Here is a 13,957-nt window from a genome sequence, read left to right as displayed (position 1 = left end):
TTCAATTATGTATAAACAACACAGTTAGAATAGTATCATCTATTTATAAAATTATCAATAGTTTAAAATCTTGATATTTTGTAAAAATTGCAATCGCTTACAGATTTTCGGTTAATTTTTATCAAACTAACTAATTTATTGCCATAACAATCCTATAAAAAAAGCCAAAAGAGGCAGTTCGAAATGCTTTTGCATTTTTACCGCCTCTAGTTTTTTCGATTTCCAATATTTTTAGCAATTAAAATTAACATTTCCTTTGCTTCGCTATTTGGTAGGCTTGCGATACTGTTTAGTGACTTTTGTAAATAAGCTTCACTTACCTTTTTAGCAGCTCTTATGTATGTACTTTTTCGAATTTGATTAATAAGTGGTTTAACAGTCTCTGGATCTATTCCTTCATGAACTGAAACAATTTTCTCTTTAAATGCTAAATCATTCATTGCAAACAAAACAGGTAATGTAATATTCCCTTGAATTAAGTCGCTTCCTGATGGTTTTCCTAATTCCTTCTCAGAAGCCGTAAAATCTAGAATATCATCCATAATTTGATAAGACATACCTAAATAGTATCCATAATCTTTTAAACACTTTTGAAAAGCTTTAGAAGCTCCTGATGCTATTGCACCTATTTCGCAACTTGCAGATATTAAAAGTGCTGTTTTTCGTTTAATTCGTCTTAAATAACATTTTAAATTTTGGTCAAAATTATATTTATCTTTTATTTGTTCAATCTCACCTAAACAAATCTCTAAAATTGTTTCAGATAATTTTTGATGGGCCAATGGGATTTCAATTTCTGACATACATTCCAATGCTTTCGCAAATAAAAAATCCCCTGCATACATAGCAACTCGGTTATTATATGTTGAATTAATTGTCGGTTTACCTCTTCGTAAACTAGCTTCGTCAATTACATCATCATGTACTAATGATGCCATATGTATGATTTCCAATGTAGCTGCTACATTTTTTATAGATTGAAGGTTATATTGTCCAAATTTAGCACTAAGCAATACAAATACTGGTCTAATTCTTTTTCCACCAGATTGAAGTAGTTGTACAGATGCATTTTTCAAAATTGGCTGCGTTGAATCGACTACTTGATGTAGTGTATTTTCAATCTCATTAATGTCTTTTTTTAAATAAGAATACTTCCATTTAACCTTCATTCCGTTCACCTTACTATTCATCCCAATTTCTTGCTTTTTTGTAACTAGCTCTTTGGTTTAACACCTAAATGCATCGCCGCTACCCCAAAAGTATAAGGTTTGATTCTAATTTTCTCTAATCCTGCTTTTTCGAAAAGCTTTGCAAGCTCATTCATCCCTGGAAAAGTACTTGCGCTTTCTTGTAACCAAGAATATTCTTTAAAGCTTTTAGCGAATAATTTACCAAAGATCGGCATGATGTATTTAAAATAAGCTTTATATACATGTCTAACACCAAATGCCGTTGGTTGTGAAGTTTCTAAACATACTACAATCCCACCAGGTTTTACAACTCTAGTCATTTCTTTCAACACTTGATAATAATCTGGAACATTTCTTAATCCGAATCCGATTGTAACTGTATCAAAATAGTTGTCCTCAAACGGTAATTCCATTGCATTACCATGGATTAATTTAACCTGGTCTAAATGCATACTTTTAACTTTTTGCTCTCCAATTGAAAGCATGTTCTTACTAAAGTCTAATCCTACTACTTCTCCATCTTTTCCAACTGCATTTGCTAATGCAATCGTCCATTCACCAGTACCACAGCATACATCAAGCGCTTTCATACCTTTTTGGACATTCATTATTTTCATAGTTTGTTTGCGCCAAGCAATATGTCTTCTAAAACTAATAATACCATTCATTGTATCATATTTATTATAAATCTTTTCAAACACGTCATGAACGCGTTCTTCTTTTGATTGAGTCATATAAACCCCCACTAAACTAATTACGATTACTTCTATGTAGATTATTTTTGTAATTGTATCATTATTTTTGATATTTCTTCTTTTATTTTACCCATATCATTCATACCTATTATATTCTGAAATTGCTTAATAAAATCAGAACAATGATCAACTGAAGAGATTTCGTATTCTTTTTTCAGTCTAGCTATTAAACAAGCTTGCTCAATATGGTGAATTGATTCTTCCGATGCAATAAATTTTGCAAAATGAACAATTATAGTTGATTCAATAACTGTGATACATTTGAAAAGCTCATCTAAAGATTTAAATTTTTCGTGAACTAAATTAATTTTTTCTTCATTCATTTCTTTTACCGCATATGAAAGTTCCTTAATTAATCCAATTTCACCAGTTTTAGAAAGAGCATTGTAATATAGTCCACTATATAAGTCTCCTTCCAATACGGTTAACTGTTTCTTCTCACGATCCATTGGCGTACTTTCATATGTTGATACTTTTTCATGTGTATCTAATGCAATTTGATGAATCATCAAGGCTTTACAGTAATGCACAATTTTATCACTCGTAAAATCATTATCTTTTAATAAATTTATTAATAAAGTAACCTTTACATCATCAATTGTTGGTATTGAAAGATGCTGATTTAAATAAGGATGTTTAATTGTATGTAAAATTTGAGTGATTACTTCATTTTTTATCTCGTGAATACTATTCATTATTTCCATCCATTCCATTTATTACTGATTTAATCATTATACCATAAGTATTTTAGATGGTATAAGTTGATTACTCAATCAACTTGCATTATTTATAATGAATATTTTCAAAAAAAGCAGGTTTACCTTTATTCAGACGAATGATAAACGCCCCTCTATAAGACGAGCGTTTACGATCAGTCTAAAAAACTTCTCAAAACGTTGAACCTATAATACATTGTCGGCACCTTAATGACGGCGCACCTGTTTTTTTGATTGATAAAACTATCTTGTTGAATGAATCATTGCAAGAATTTCATTTCTTCCTTGAGCATCCTCTTTTAATGATCCACGAACCGCTGTAGTAACTGTTTTTGAACCAGGTTTTCTTACTCCGCGCATTGACATACACATATGTTCTGCTTCAACGACTACCATTGCACCATGTGGTTGAAGTACTTCCATAATCGCATCAACTACCGAAGCAGTAATACGTTCTTGTAGCTGTGGTCTTTTTGCAACAGTTTCAACTGTACGTGCCAATTTACTTAATCCAGTTACTCTACCATTCCTTGGAATATAAGCTACATGTGCAACGCCGTAAAATGGTAATAGATGATGTTCACACATTGAATGGAATGGTATATCTTTTACTAGAACTAATTCTTCATGATCTTCACCAAATACTTTATGTAAATGAGCTTTTTCATCTTGGCGCATGCCAGAGAATACTTCAGCATACATTTTCGCAACTCGTTTTGGCGTTTCGTAAATTCCTTCTCGATTTGGATCATCACCGATAGCTTCGAGAATTAGACGAACCGCTTGTTCAATTTTTTCTAAATTTACTTCATTCATTAATTGATCCCCCATGCTAAAAAAATTCTAATATTCACTATCAGATTCGTTTTATTTTAACATAATTCTTTTTTTATAGGCAAAAAAAAGAAGGATGCCTTTAATTATCATCCTTCTTAGTGACTACTAGAAGCGCACGATTCTTTACTTTGTCTATTTGCAGCCTTGTTACTAATAAGTAACTTCGCTTTACAAAAGACTTTGCAATACGTAATGATGACCGCTTTTAAGAAGTTTGAAAAACATCTTTTTAGGGCTTTCCAGCAAAAAAAGAAGGATGCTTTAATTAGCATCCTTCTTTTCCGCTTAAATTATGTAATTATTTTACAGCATCCTTAAGCGCTTTACCAGGTTTGAAAGCTGGAACTTTACTAGCTGCGATTTCGATTTCCTCGCCAGTTTGTGGATTACGTCCTTTACGAGCTGCACGCTCACGAACTTCAAAGTTACCAAATCCGATTAATTGTACTTTATCCCCGTTTTGTAACGCACCAAGAATTGATTCGAATACAGCGTCTACTGCTAAAGTAGCTTGTTTTTTAGTTAATTCACCAGCTTCAGCAACTGCATTGATTAAATCAGTTTTGTTCATGTCTTTCACCTCCTCCCAAAAAATTAAAATAATTCTTAATTTCATTTGTGACCAAAATTTTAAATTTTATACAACAAATTCCAATTAATTTCTTTGTCATGCCTTATATTATACGATTCTACGGCTTTTTTCAATATGTTTTACAAGAAAATGTTGGAATTACTCGAAAATGTGAAGCGATTTTTCTGAAAAATTCATTTTTCTACCACTAATTTTTTATAATTTCTTGTTGAATATACGATGATTACTGAATTAATAGGCAATTCCGTAATTTTTTTTTTCTAATTCCGATCAAAATTTCTTTGTAGAAACTTGTCGAATCTAATCTTTTTTGCAGTTTTTTTAATTTACTACTAAAAGCAATTTTCGTCTCAAAAAAATACCAAATTCTCTTAAAAATCTTTTCGAATTTATGAAAATGCAAAAAAAATCAGATGGTTTAATACCATCTGATTAATTATATTGATTCATTCTATTAAAGGATGATTGCAATTAAGCCGCCACTTCCTTCGTTGATAATTCGTTCTAATGTTTCCTTCAATTTATATCTTGCATTTTCAGGCATTAGAGAAAGTTTTGCTTGGATTCCTTCACGAACGATTGAACTTAATGAGCGTCCAAATATATCTGAATTCCAGATTGACAGTGGATTATCTTCAAAATCCTGCATTAAGTATTTAACAAGCTCTTCGCTTTGTTTTTCTGTTCCAATAATTGGTTCAAATGTTGACTCTACATCTACTTTAATCATATGAATAGATGGGGCAACCGCTTTTAGTTTCACACCGAATCTAGATCCGTGGCGGATAATCTCCGGTTCATCTAAACTCATATCTAAAAGAGATGGTGCAGCAATTCCGTATCCAGTTTGTTTCACCATTTTTAATGCATCGGCAACTTGATCATATTCTTGTTTTGCATGAGCAAAGTCTTGCATTAATTCTAATAGATGATCTTTACCTCGAATTTCTACTCCAACTACTTCTTTTAAAACTTGGTCATATAACTCATCTGGAGCAGATAAATCGATTTCTGCCACCCCTTGCCCCATGTCTATTCCAGCAAGTTGTGCATGTTCAATAAACTCATAATCACTAAATTGACCAACTACAAAGTCTACATCTCTTAATCGTTTTATGTCTTTTACTGTTTCTTGAATTGCTTCTTGGTAGCTTTGGCGTAACCAGTGATTTTCTTTTAATACTAATACCCAGCTTGGTAGATTTACATTCACTTCAAGGACTGGGAACTCGTATAGAGCTTCACGAAGTACGTTTAATACATCACCTTCACGCATTGCTTCAACACTTAAAGCGATAACAGGAATGTCATACTTTTCGCTTAATTCCTGTCTAAGTGCTTCTGTATTAGGGTGATATGGCTGAGACGAGTTAACAACCATAATGAAAGGCTTACCAACTTCTTTTAATTCAGCAACTACTCGTTCTTCTGCTTCGATGTAATCGTATCTAGCGATTTCTCCAATTGTGCCATCAGTTGTTACAACAACTCCAATTGTAGAATGCTCTTGGATAACTTTTCTTGTACCGATTTCTGCTGCTTCATTGAAAGGTATTGGTTCTTCATACCAAGGTGTGCTAATCATTCTAGGGCCGTTTTCATCTTCATATCCTTTAGCTCCTGGTACACTATAACCAACGCAATCTACTAATCGAATATTTACATCTAACCCATCCGCTACATGAATTTTCACACCTTGATTTGGAACGAATTTAGGTTCTGTCGTCATTATTGTTTTACCTGCTGCACTTTGAGGTAATTCATCATGTGCTCTCGCACGATCAGCTTCATTTTGAATATTTGGGATAACAACTGCTTCCATAAAGCGTTTTATAAATGTTGATTTACCAGTACGCACAGCGCCTACAACACCTAAGTAGATATCTCCTCCCGTGCGCTCGGCAATGTCTTTAAAAATATCTATCTTTTCCATGTGTTCCCCTCCCGATTTATCAATACATGGGAATAATTGACTTGAAGTAGTATGCCTATGACAATATCATTCTATGATGTTGTCCTAGTAAGTTATGACAAGATTTTTTATTTTTTCTACTTATTAACTTCGGATAAAAATAAAATAATCCTTCGATAAAATGTATTCTTTTATCAAAGGATTATGATTTATATTATTTATTTTTGTTCTAAAAATACCGGTTGTCCATCTTTGACAGTGTATGGAAGTGAGTATGCAGGCACTATTGGTGAGTCTTTTACTAAAATAGATCGTATATCTTCACCGAACTTAAAATTTTTCGCTTCTTTTATTTTTGCATATAAGTCAGTTGAATAATCCACATAGAATTCACCGTCATTGCCCATTACGATTGGTAAATGATTATTACTATAAGGACTTACAACGTAAGGCTCCTCTTTAAAACCCATCTTTTTATAGTTTAATAGGAATACACCGTTAGCAAGGGTTTTCTTAATTGGTGGATAAGTATGTTTATCTTTATAAACTTGTACTTGCAAATTAACATCTCTTAATTTTTCTGCAGTTCTAAGATCAACTAATTTGACCGTTGGATTTTTTTCTGCATCAATTAAGACATATTGAAAGATTCCACCATTTTCATATGAATTACCAGGTGAATCACTTAAATAACCGGGAATCAGTTTCGTAAAATCAATTGGATATTTAATGTAAATTGGTGTACTCATATCCTTCGTTTTTATTGGTAAGATTCCAGAATTATCTTCTTTAAATTTATTTACTGCTTTTTGAACACTTTCTATTTGATCGTCATATGGTACTTGATTTTGTGCAAGATTATCTTGTGGATATAAACAGCCACTTAATACACTTATTACAAAGCACATTAAAATGGTAAGAAATAGCTTTTTCATGTTAGTCCCCTTTTTTATCATTAACTAGGCCAGCTTAATACGATATATGTAATTAAAATTCCAGATATAATTAAAGACATATATGCAATAAATGCCGTTATCATTTTTAAAAATTTAATTTTTATTTTGTGTCTACTCAAGAAAATTAAAAATAATGAAAAAAGCATTAATCCAATCCCAACAAAAGAAATAATTTCATTAATATGTGCCGCGTTCATCTTGTTCCCCCTATGTAATTGCTAACATTATTATAGTATCAAAATAATGACCCGATTTGAAATAAAATATTTTTATTCCTATTAAGTCATTATCGACTAATTCAGTCCCTACCTATACTTGTTCAATACTATTTTTCAATCTTTTTATAATCGATTATTTTAGATAAAATTCTCTATTTTTAATTAATCCGAGCACATCGATTGTCCCTCAAATCATTCCAAATAAAGCAAATAAAGGTTATACATAGGAGAATTCACATATTTGTAAATAAAAAAAGAAAGAAGAAGTAAATAAATACTCCTTCTTTCTTTGAAGCAAACTGGGGCAATTGCTTCTTTAAATTTTATCGACTAACACCCACCAGAATTCATCCGGTATAAGTCATTCTATACTATGCGAAAATGTATGATTATGCACTAAATACATCGCTGAAGAATAAGCCCAATTATTTTTGTTTAAACATATTTGTTAATGATTGAAAATCTAGTGGCATATTATTTGTAACAATTGCTTGAACGATTTTGTCTTCTTTTTCCTTTGTAACTTGACGACCAGTCATTAACGCAATTTGGCGCACTAGTTTTCTAACAGTAGCTTCATCTTTAAAGTTTGCATCTTTCACTGAATCAGCAACTTTAAAAATATCTGATTTACTTACATTTGCTTTCTTTTCAATCTTATCAAAGAAACCATTTGGATTATTATTAGTCACCATTCAAACCTCCCTTTTTCTATACAACATATGCTATGCAAAAAAAGAGAAATGGTGAAACGCCTATTTTAGTCCATTAAGGAAAAGTATAAAATAAAAAAATCTACAGCTTTCCTTTAAAGGATTTATGTATGCATTATTCTATTTATTAAAAAGAGGGATGTGAGCCACTTCTACTTGCCTGTACGGTGTACAAAATATAAAAAAGAGTGTAGAGAAATTTTTCTCTACACTCTTTAGCATTAATTAGAGTACACATATTCTTATAAGTAATCTAATTGATTACTCAGTAAGATCACTTATAAAATTCAAAGTGCTCTCGCCTTCATGTCTTTTTACACGAGACATTAGCGCATCGACTGCTAATTTTGGATTTTTATTTTCAAATAATACTGCATATAACTCATTAACAATTGGCATTTCAACATTTGCTTGTTTTGCCAATTGGTAAGCGGCTTTTGTCGTACGAACGCCTTCTACAATCATACCCATATTATCTAAAACTTCTTCTAGTGATTGGCCTTTTCCTAATAAATTACCCGCTCTCCAGTTACGGCTATGTACACTTGTACAAGTTACGATTAAATCGCCCATTCCTGTTAAACCTGCAAAAGTTTGAGTATTAGCACCCATTGTTTTACCTAAGCGAATAATTTCAGCAAGTCCACGAGTCATTAAAGCCGCCTTTGCATTGTCTCCATAGCCAAGTCCGTCAGTAATCCCTGCAGCAAGCGCAATAATATTTTTTAGAGCCCCTCCAATTTCCACACCTATTACATCTTCATTTGTGTAGACACGGAAGTAGCCATTAGAAAATAAGTCTTGTACATATTCTGCTTCGTCCATATTTTCAGAAGCAGATGTTACAGTCGTAGGATGTCTTAATGCAACCTCTTCAGCATGACTTGGCCCTGATAATACAACAACTGATTTTAAGAGCTTTGGATTAATTTCTTCTGAAATCATTTCTGAAACACGTTTTGAAGTATCTGGTTCAATCCCTTTACTTGCATGAATAATCGTAACCTCTTCAGTTAGCTCATTATTTAATTTTTGACATACCTCTCTAATTGCTTTTGTAGGTACTACAAGTAAAATATATTTAGCTCCATTAATCGCTTCGTTTAAATTTACTGTTGCTTTTAAAGATTGTGGTAATTCAATTTCTGGCAAATATTTTTTATTTGTATGATCATCATTTATTTCATTAATTTGATTGGCATTATTTCCCCATAACGTAACTGAATGTCCATTATCTGATAACACCATGGCTAAAGCTGTTCCCCAACTACCTGCACCTAAAACTGAGATTTTTTCCATAACCACACTCCCTTTCAAAAAGAATCCAAATTTTACAATGAATTAAGCTCGAGCTCGACCAATAATCCTAATTGGAGATCCTTCAAAGTCAAATGCATCTCTAATACGATTTTCTAAGAATCGTTCGTAACTAAAGTGAAGTAATTCTGGATCGTTTACAAACACAACGAATGTTGGTGGTTTAATCGCGACTTGAGTTGCATAATACACTCTTAATCTTTGTCCATTATGTGTTGGAGTAGGATTCACTGCAATTGCATCCATAATTACATCATTAAGTACATTCGTAGGAACACGTAAGCTATGGCTCTCACATGCTTTATTAATCATCGGTAACAAAGTTTGAGTTCTTTTCTTCGTTTTAGCTGAAAGGAATACAATCGGTGCGTAGTCCAGGAATTGGAAATGTGCACGAATATTTTCAATGAAGTCATTCATTGTTTTTTCATCTTTTTCTACAGCATCCCATTTATTAACGACAATAACAATTGATCTTCCTGCTTGATGTGCATAACCAGCGATTTTTTTGTCTTGTTCGATAATTCCTTCTTCACCATCTAATACAACTAAGACGACATCCGATCTTTCAATTGCTCTTAAAGCACGTAAAACACTATATTTTTCTGTACTTTCATAAACTTTACCTTTTTTCCTCATACCAGCTGTATCAATAATGACATAATCTTGACCATCTTTTGAGTATGGCGTATCTACAGCATCACGTGTTGTACCGGCAACATTACTAACGATTACACGCTCTTGACCTAATAATGCATTTACTAAAGATGATTTCCCTACATTTGGACGTCCAATTAAACTGAATTTAATTGTCTCCTCATCATAATTTTCTTCTTCTTTTTCAGGGAAATGCTTAACAACCTCATCTAGTAAATCTCCAATTCCTAAACCATGTGAGCCTGAGATTGGAAATACTTCACCGAAGCCTAATGCATAAAAGTCGTAAATATCGCTTCTCATTTCAGGATTATCTACTTTATTAACTGCTAAAACAACTGGCTTTTTTGTTTTATAAAGGATTTTAGCAACTTCTTCATCTGCTGCTGTTACACCTTCACGGCCATTTGTTAGAAAAATAATTACATCCGCTTCATCAATAGCGATTTCTGCTTGTTGACGAATTTGCTCTAAAAACGGCTCATCACCTATATCAATTCCACCTGTATCAATTAAACTAAATTCTTGATTTAGCCACTCTCCTGAGCTATATATACGGTCACGAGTAACTCCTGGAATATCTTCTACAATTGAGATTCTTTCTCCCACGATCCTATTAAAAATAGTTGATTTACCTACATTCGGTCGTCCAACTATTGCAACTGTCGGTTTAGACATTTAATTCATCCTTCCTAGCATAACTATGTACCATTTAATTCATGTAAATGTGTTTTAGTTTTGATTATAAATTGATTTATTTAAATAACTTATCTATTTTAACAAAAAATATGAAAAAAGACCAATATACATTAGATTTTTAGTAATTTTCTATTTTTAAGGCTCAATTTTGAATAATATTTTGTTAAATATTGAATCCCTGACAATAGTAAGATTGTAAAAAATAAAGTATCAAACCAGTTTAAGTCTCCGATTACATAGTTAAAATCAATCGATTCAAATGTAATATAATTAAATAGTTCTCCTTGAACTAGACCAATCGTTATGTATCGTAACTTATCATAATAAGATTTACTTAAAAATAAACAAAGCACGATTATAAAAAATGATTTAATAATCATCTCATTGATAAAAAAACTTGCAGGATCATATATAGAAAGCAATGTTACAACGCTATATGTCATCCCAATAATCAATCCTTTAACGAAATGGATTATTTGTTCACGTAAACTTAATAAGCTAATTTTGTAACTTATGTAAAAAATCATGATGATATATGAAATATTTATTTCAATGGAAAATACATCGATTGTATAAGCTGAACAGATAATTAAGATCAGGATCCCTGATAAATAGAGAAAGCTCAATTTCGTTCTTTCTCTTAAAAACATCAAAACAAATACGAGAACCCAAGAAGCAATTATAAAAAAACTCCCTTGCACATGAAAACCTCCTAATAGTTCTAGTATGTAACAATTCCTACCAAAAATAATCAATTTAGAAAGACTGATTTCTTATAAATTTAATTGTAAGAAATATTATAGAAATGACTATAATTTTGAATATTTTTATACTAAATTTTACTGATCCAATTATTAACTGGATAAAAAATATACTTTTAAAAGTAAAAAGCTAACAGAAAAGAATGGGTATAAGAAATTGATTTTATTACGAATCTATAAAAGAGAATTTTTTGGAGGTGAAACGAGTGGGAAAAGATCGACAAGAAAAGAAGCTTAAGCAATCTAGAAGAGTTGAATCTGATCGTGATCAGAGCATCCATTACAAAGGTGCTACACGTTTAGACACTCCTGAGGAAGCAAGAGCAGAAAATCAACATAACTAATTAAACAAATAAAAATCCTTCAGCTTCTCAACTGAAGGATTTTTATCTTATTTTTTAAATTTACTTAATTTTTCACCAAGAAGCTCACTTAATTGGAAACCACTTTCGCTTGGTTGTACGTATTTAGCAATATCTTCTTGAAGTTCAGCTTCACCAGCTTCTTTGATGCTTAATGATAAGCGTTTTTCAGTAGGGTTAATTTCTAAAATTTTAACCTTTACATCTTGACCTACCGCTAAGACTTCATTTGGATTTTTAATATGTTTATCAGCAATTTGAGAAACATGAACTAATCCTTCAATACCTTTTTGAACTTCTACAAATGCACCAAAGTTTGTTAGGCGTCTTACAGTTCCTTCTACAACAGCATCAGCTTTAATACTTGTATCTAATTGATCCCATGGGCCTGGCTGAATTGCTTTCATTGATAAAGCGATACGGTTTGTATCTGTATCAATTGAAAGAACTTGAACCTTTACAGTATCTCCTACAGATACAATCTCTTCAGGTTTTGTAACTCGATTATGAGACATTTGAGAAACGTGTACTAATCCATCAACTCCACCGATATTAACAAAAGCACCGAAATTAGTTAATCTTTCTACTTTACCTTGAACAATTTGACCAACTTTAATTGTTGAATATGCTTGACGACGATTTTCAATTTCGTTTAACTGCTCTACAGCTTTATGTGATAGGATTACACGATTTTTTTCACGATCAAGTTCTTCGATTACTACTTCAATCGATTGACCAACATAGCTTCCTAAATCTTCTACGAATTTTTTTGAAACTAAAGAAGCCGGAATAAAACCACGTACTCCTACGTCAGCGATTAATCCACCGTTAACTTGCTCAGTAACGATTACTTCGAATACTTCTTTACTTTCTAATTTAGTTACTAATTGATCCCAAGCTTTAACAGAATCTACAGCACGTTTAGAAAAAACTACTGAATCTTCTTCAACTTTAATAACCTTTAATTCAATTTCCTGTCCAACAGTTAACGCGTCACTAACGTTTTCAATATGTACGTTTGAAATTTCTTTTATTGGAAGAATACCATCTGTTTTTCCACCGAACCCTACAATTGCTTGTTTATCTTCAATTTGTTCAATTACACATGAGATAATTTCCCCAACCTCTGGCATTACTTTTTCAACCATGCTATATTCCTCCTTGTGTTTTAAAAATGGATAGACCAATTATGTATTATCCTCTTTTACCATCTAATAAATAAGCAGAAAAGTCAAGAAATCTGATGACTAATTCTTCTAAATATTTTTTACCTTTTTATCTACAATTGTTAATATATCATTTACAACGTCATCAATGTTTTTCGAAGTAGTATCTAAAGATATTGCATCATCAGCTTTTTTCAGTGGTGAAACTTCTCTTTCTGAGTCGATTCGGTCTCTTGTTGAGATTTCTATTTTTAATTGCTCTAGGTCACTTTCGAAACCATTTTTAACATTTTCAATATGTCTTCTTTGAGCTCTTTCGTCTACTGAAGCAATCATGAATATTTTAACTTCTGCATCAACTAATACATGAGTACCAATATCTCTCCCATCCATTACAACTCCACCATTCACAGCATATTGTCGTTGTAATTCGACCATTTTTTCACGAACTAAGCTGTGTTTTGCAACAAATGATACGTTTCTAGTCACTTCTGGAGTTCTGATTGGCTCTGAAACGTCTACATCGTCAATAAACACTTTTTGAGTGTCCTCTACAGGAACTAATTTTATTGTTATATTAGAAAGTAAATTGCTTAAATCCATTTCATTATTAACATCAATATTTTCTTGGATTGCTTTAAAAGTTAGAGCACGATACATAGCACCTGTGTCGATATATACATAACCTAATTTTTTTGAAACGATCTTTGCAACGGTACTTTTACCAGCAGCTGCCGGACCATCTATCGCTATACTAATTTTTTTACTCATAAGTCCTCCTACATAAAAAAATTGCTAAATGAATAGCAACCTTTAATCTTATCATGTCCTAAAAAGACAAAAACAAATAAAAATAAAGCAGGCTAGCCTGCTTTATTTAATATTACCATATGATTCCGATGAATTCATCTATTTACCTATATGATTATATACTTCTCTTGTTACATCTTTTGCTTTTTGCGTTACTCCTTCATATAATTCAATTTTTGTTAAATAAACTGAAAGACTTGGAAAAGACAAAATGTACTGGCTTACAACTAAACAAACTAATTGAATCATGATTAACTTAAAAAGTATTCGTTCGATTCTTTTCATTTTTTTCATAC

General features: G+C 31.9%; 16 protein-coding genes. 1 reads left to right on the top strand and 15 read right to left on the bottom strand.

The features are described from left to right. Positions 1 to 206: 206 nt before the first annotated feature. The 12 genes from hepT to CN692_RS20805 all read right to left on the bottom strand — a co-directional run bounded on the left by hepT (position 207) and on the right by CN692_RS20805 (position 11,263). Positions 207 to 1,169, bottom strand: a complete 963-nt coding sequence (gene hepT / locus CN692_RS20860; RefSeq protein ID WP_098121042.1) for a heptaprenyl diphosphate synthase component II — start codon at positions 1,167 to 1,169, stop codon at positions 207 to 209. 44 nt (positions 1,170 to 1,213) lie between these two features. Then, positions 1,214 to 1,924: a demethylmenaquinone methyltransferase gene (locus tag CN692_RS20855; protein ID WP_098121041.1), complete on the bottom strand. Its 711-nt coding sequence runs from the start codon at positions 1,922 to 1,924 to the stop codon at positions 1,214 to 1,216. A 41-nt stretch (positions 1,925 to 1,965) separates the two neighbouring features. Next, positions 1,966 to 2,640 carry a heptaprenyl diphosphate synthase component 1 gene (locus tag CN692_RS20850; protein WP_179865508.1) on the bottom strand — a complete coding sequence of 225 codons (675 nt, stop codon included), beginning with the start codon at positions 2,638 to 2,640 and terminating at the stop codon, positions 1,966 to 1,968. 264 nt (positions 2,641 to 2,904) lie between these two features. Then, positions 2,905 to 3,477: a GTP cyclohydrolase I FolE gene (gene folE, locus CN692_RS20845; RefSeq protein WP_098121039.1), complete on the bottom strand. Its 573-nt coding sequence runs from the start codon at positions 3,475 to 3,477 to the stop codon at positions 2,905 to 2,907. A 319-nt stretch (positions 3,478 to 3,796) separates the two neighbouring features. Further along, positions 3,797 to 4,069 (bottom strand): HU family DNA-binding protein, encoded by a 273-nt coding sequence (locus CN692_RS20840; protein WP_056466694.1) that lies wholly within the window; start codon positions 4,067 to 4,069, stop codon positions 3,797 to 3,799. Positions 4,070 to 4,544: 475 nt separating this feature from the next. Then, the gene (spoIVA, locus tag CN692_RS20835) at positions 4,545 to 6,023 is read right to left on the bottom strand and encodes a stage IV sporulation protein A (protein WP_098121037.1); all 1,479 of its coding nucleotides are present in this window, start codon (positions 6,021 to 6,023) and stop codon (positions 4,545 to 4,547) included. A 197-nt stretch (positions 6,024 to 6,220) separates the two neighbouring features. Continuing rightward, positions 6,221 to 6,937 carry a hypothetical protein gene (locus CN692_RS20830; RefSeq protein WP_098121036.1) on the bottom strand — a complete coding sequence of 239 codons (717 nt, stop codon included), beginning with the start codon at positions 6,935 to 6,937 and terminating at the stop codon, positions 6,221 to 6,223. Between the two features lie 20 nt (positions 6,938 to 6,957). Continuing rightward, on the bottom strand, positions 6,958 to 7,155 hold the full coding sequence (locus CN692_RS20825; RefSeq protein WP_098121035.1) for a DUF2768 domain-containing protein: 198 nt from the start codon (positions 7,153 to 7,155) through the stop codon (positions 6,958 to 6,960). A 446-nt stretch (positions 7,156 to 7,601) separates the two neighbouring features. After that, positions 7,602 to 7,868: a stage VI sporulation protein F gene (locus CN692_RS20820; RefSeq protein WP_257144087.1), complete on the bottom strand. Its 267-nt coding sequence runs from the start codon at positions 7,866 to 7,868 to the stop codon at positions 7,602 to 7,604. A 282-nt stretch (positions 7,869 to 8,150) separates the two neighbouring features. Further along, on the bottom strand, positions 8,151 to 9,188 hold the full coding sequence (locus CN692_RS20815) for an NAD(P)H-dependent glycerol-3-phosphate dehydrogenase (RefSeq protein WP_098121033.1): 1,038 nt from the start codon (positions 9,186 to 9,188) through the stop codon (positions 8,151 to 8,153). Positions 9,189 to 9,230: 42 nt separating this feature from the next. Continuing rightward, a complete protein-coding gene (gene der, locus CN692_RS20810; RefSeq protein ID WP_098121032.1) occupies positions 9,231 to 10,541 on the bottom strand; it encodes a ribosome biogenesis GTPase Der in 1,311 nt (436 codons plus the stop codon). A 131-nt stretch (positions 10,542 to 10,672) separates the two neighbouring features. Continuing rightward, entirely contained in the window at positions 10,673 to 11,263 is a 591-nt protein-coding gene (locus tag CN692_RS20805) for a YphA family membrane protein (protein WP_098121031.1), read from the bottom strand. A gap of 266 nt (positions 11,264 to 11,529) precedes the next feature. Between CN692_RS20805 and CN692_RS20800 the strand changes: the two genes are divergently transcribed. After that, a complete protein-coding gene (locus tag CN692_RS20800; protein ID WP_082459340.1) occupies positions 11,530 to 11,667 on the top strand; it encodes a YpzI family protein in 138 nt (45 codons plus the stop codon). A 47-nt stretch (positions 11,668 to 11,714) separates the two neighbouring features. On the opposite strand, the gene rpsA is transcribed toward CN692_RS20800, so the two are convergent. From rpsA to CN692_RS20785, 3 genes are all read right to left on the bottom strand, one after another. Then, on the bottom strand, positions 11,715 to 12,833 hold the full coding sequence (rpsA, locus tag CN692_RS20795) for a 30S ribosomal protein S1 (RefSeq protein ID WP_098121030.1): 1,119 nt from the start codon (positions 12,831 to 12,833) through the stop codon (positions 11,715 to 11,717). Between the two features lie 108 nt (positions 12,834 to 12,941). Continuing rightward, positions 12,942 to 13,622, bottom strand: a complete 681-nt coding sequence (cmk, locus tag CN692_RS20790; protein ID WP_098121029.1) for a (d)CMP kinase — start codon at positions 13,620 to 13,622, stop codon at positions 12,942 to 12,944. Positions 13,623 to 13,760: 138 nt separating this feature from the next. After that, a complete protein-coding gene (locus tag CN692_RS20785) occupies positions 13,761 to 13,946 on the bottom strand; it encodes a DUF5359 family protein (protein ID WP_098121028.1) in 186 nt (61 codons plus the stop codon). Between the last annotated feature and the right edge of the window lie 11 nt (positions 13,947 to 13,957).

The organism is Bacillus sp. AFS002410 (assembly GCF_002556365.1).
In the GTDB taxonomy this organism is placed as follows: domain Bacteria; phylum Bacillota; class Bacilli; order Bacillales; family Bacillaceae_G; genus Gottfriedia.
The sequence above is the reverse complement of the archived record's forward strand: the minus strand, read 5'-3'. Positions and strand labels throughout refer to the sequence as shown.

Bases quoted from the DNA above. Each gene is read 5' to 3' on its own strand.
- CN692_RS20830 (WP_098121036.1), bottom strand. From the start codon at position 6,937: ATGAAAAAGCTATTTCTTACCATTTTAATGTGCTTTGTAATAAGTGTA.
- CN692_RS20850 (WP_179865508.1), bottom strand. From the start codon at position 2,640: ATGAATAGTATTCACGAGATAAAAAATGAAGTAATCACTCAAATTTTA.
- rpsA (WP_098121030.1), bottom strand. From the start codon at position 12,833: ATGGTTGAAAAAGTAATGCCAGAGGTTGGGGAAATTATCTCATGTGTA.
- cmk (WP_098121029.1), bottom strand. From the start codon at position 13,622: ATGAGTAAAAAAATTAGTATAGCGATAGATGGTCCGGCAGCTGCTGGT.
- CN692_RS20840 (WP_056466694.1), bottom strand. From the start codon at position 4,069: ATGAACAAAACTGATTTAATCAATGCAGTTGCTGAAGCTGGTGAATTA.
- spoIVA (WP_098121037.1), bottom strand. From the start codon at position 6,023: ATGGAAAAGATAGATATTTTTAAAGACATTGCCGAGCGCACGGGAGGA.
- CN692_RS20825 (WP_098121035.1), bottom strand. From the start codon at position 7,155: ATGAACGCGGCACATATTAATGAAATTATTTCTTTTGTTGGGATTGGA.
- hepT (WP_098121042.1), bottom strand. From the start codon at position 1,169: ATGAAGGTTAAATGGAAGTATTCTTATTTAAAAAAAGACATTAATGAG.
- CN692_RS20785 (WP_098121028.1), bottom strand. From the start codon at position 13,946: ATGAAAAGAATCGAACGAATACTTTTTAAGTTAATCATGATTCAATTA.
- der (WP_098121032.1), bottom strand. From the start codon at position 10,541: ATGTCTAAACCGACAGTTGCAATAGTTGGACGACCGAATGTAGGTAAA.
- CN692_RS20815 (WP_098121033.1), bottom strand. From the start codon at position 9,188: ATGGAAAAAATCTCAGTTTTAGGTGCAGGTAGTTGGGGAACAGCTTTA.
- CN692_RS20855 (WP_098121041.1), bottom strand. From the start codon at position 1,924: ATGACTCAATCAAAAGAAGAACGCGTTCATGACGTGTTTGAAAAGATT.
- folE (WP_098121039.1), bottom strand. From the start codon at position 3,477: ATGAATGAAGTAAATTTAGAAAAAATTGAACAAGCGGTTCGTCTAATT.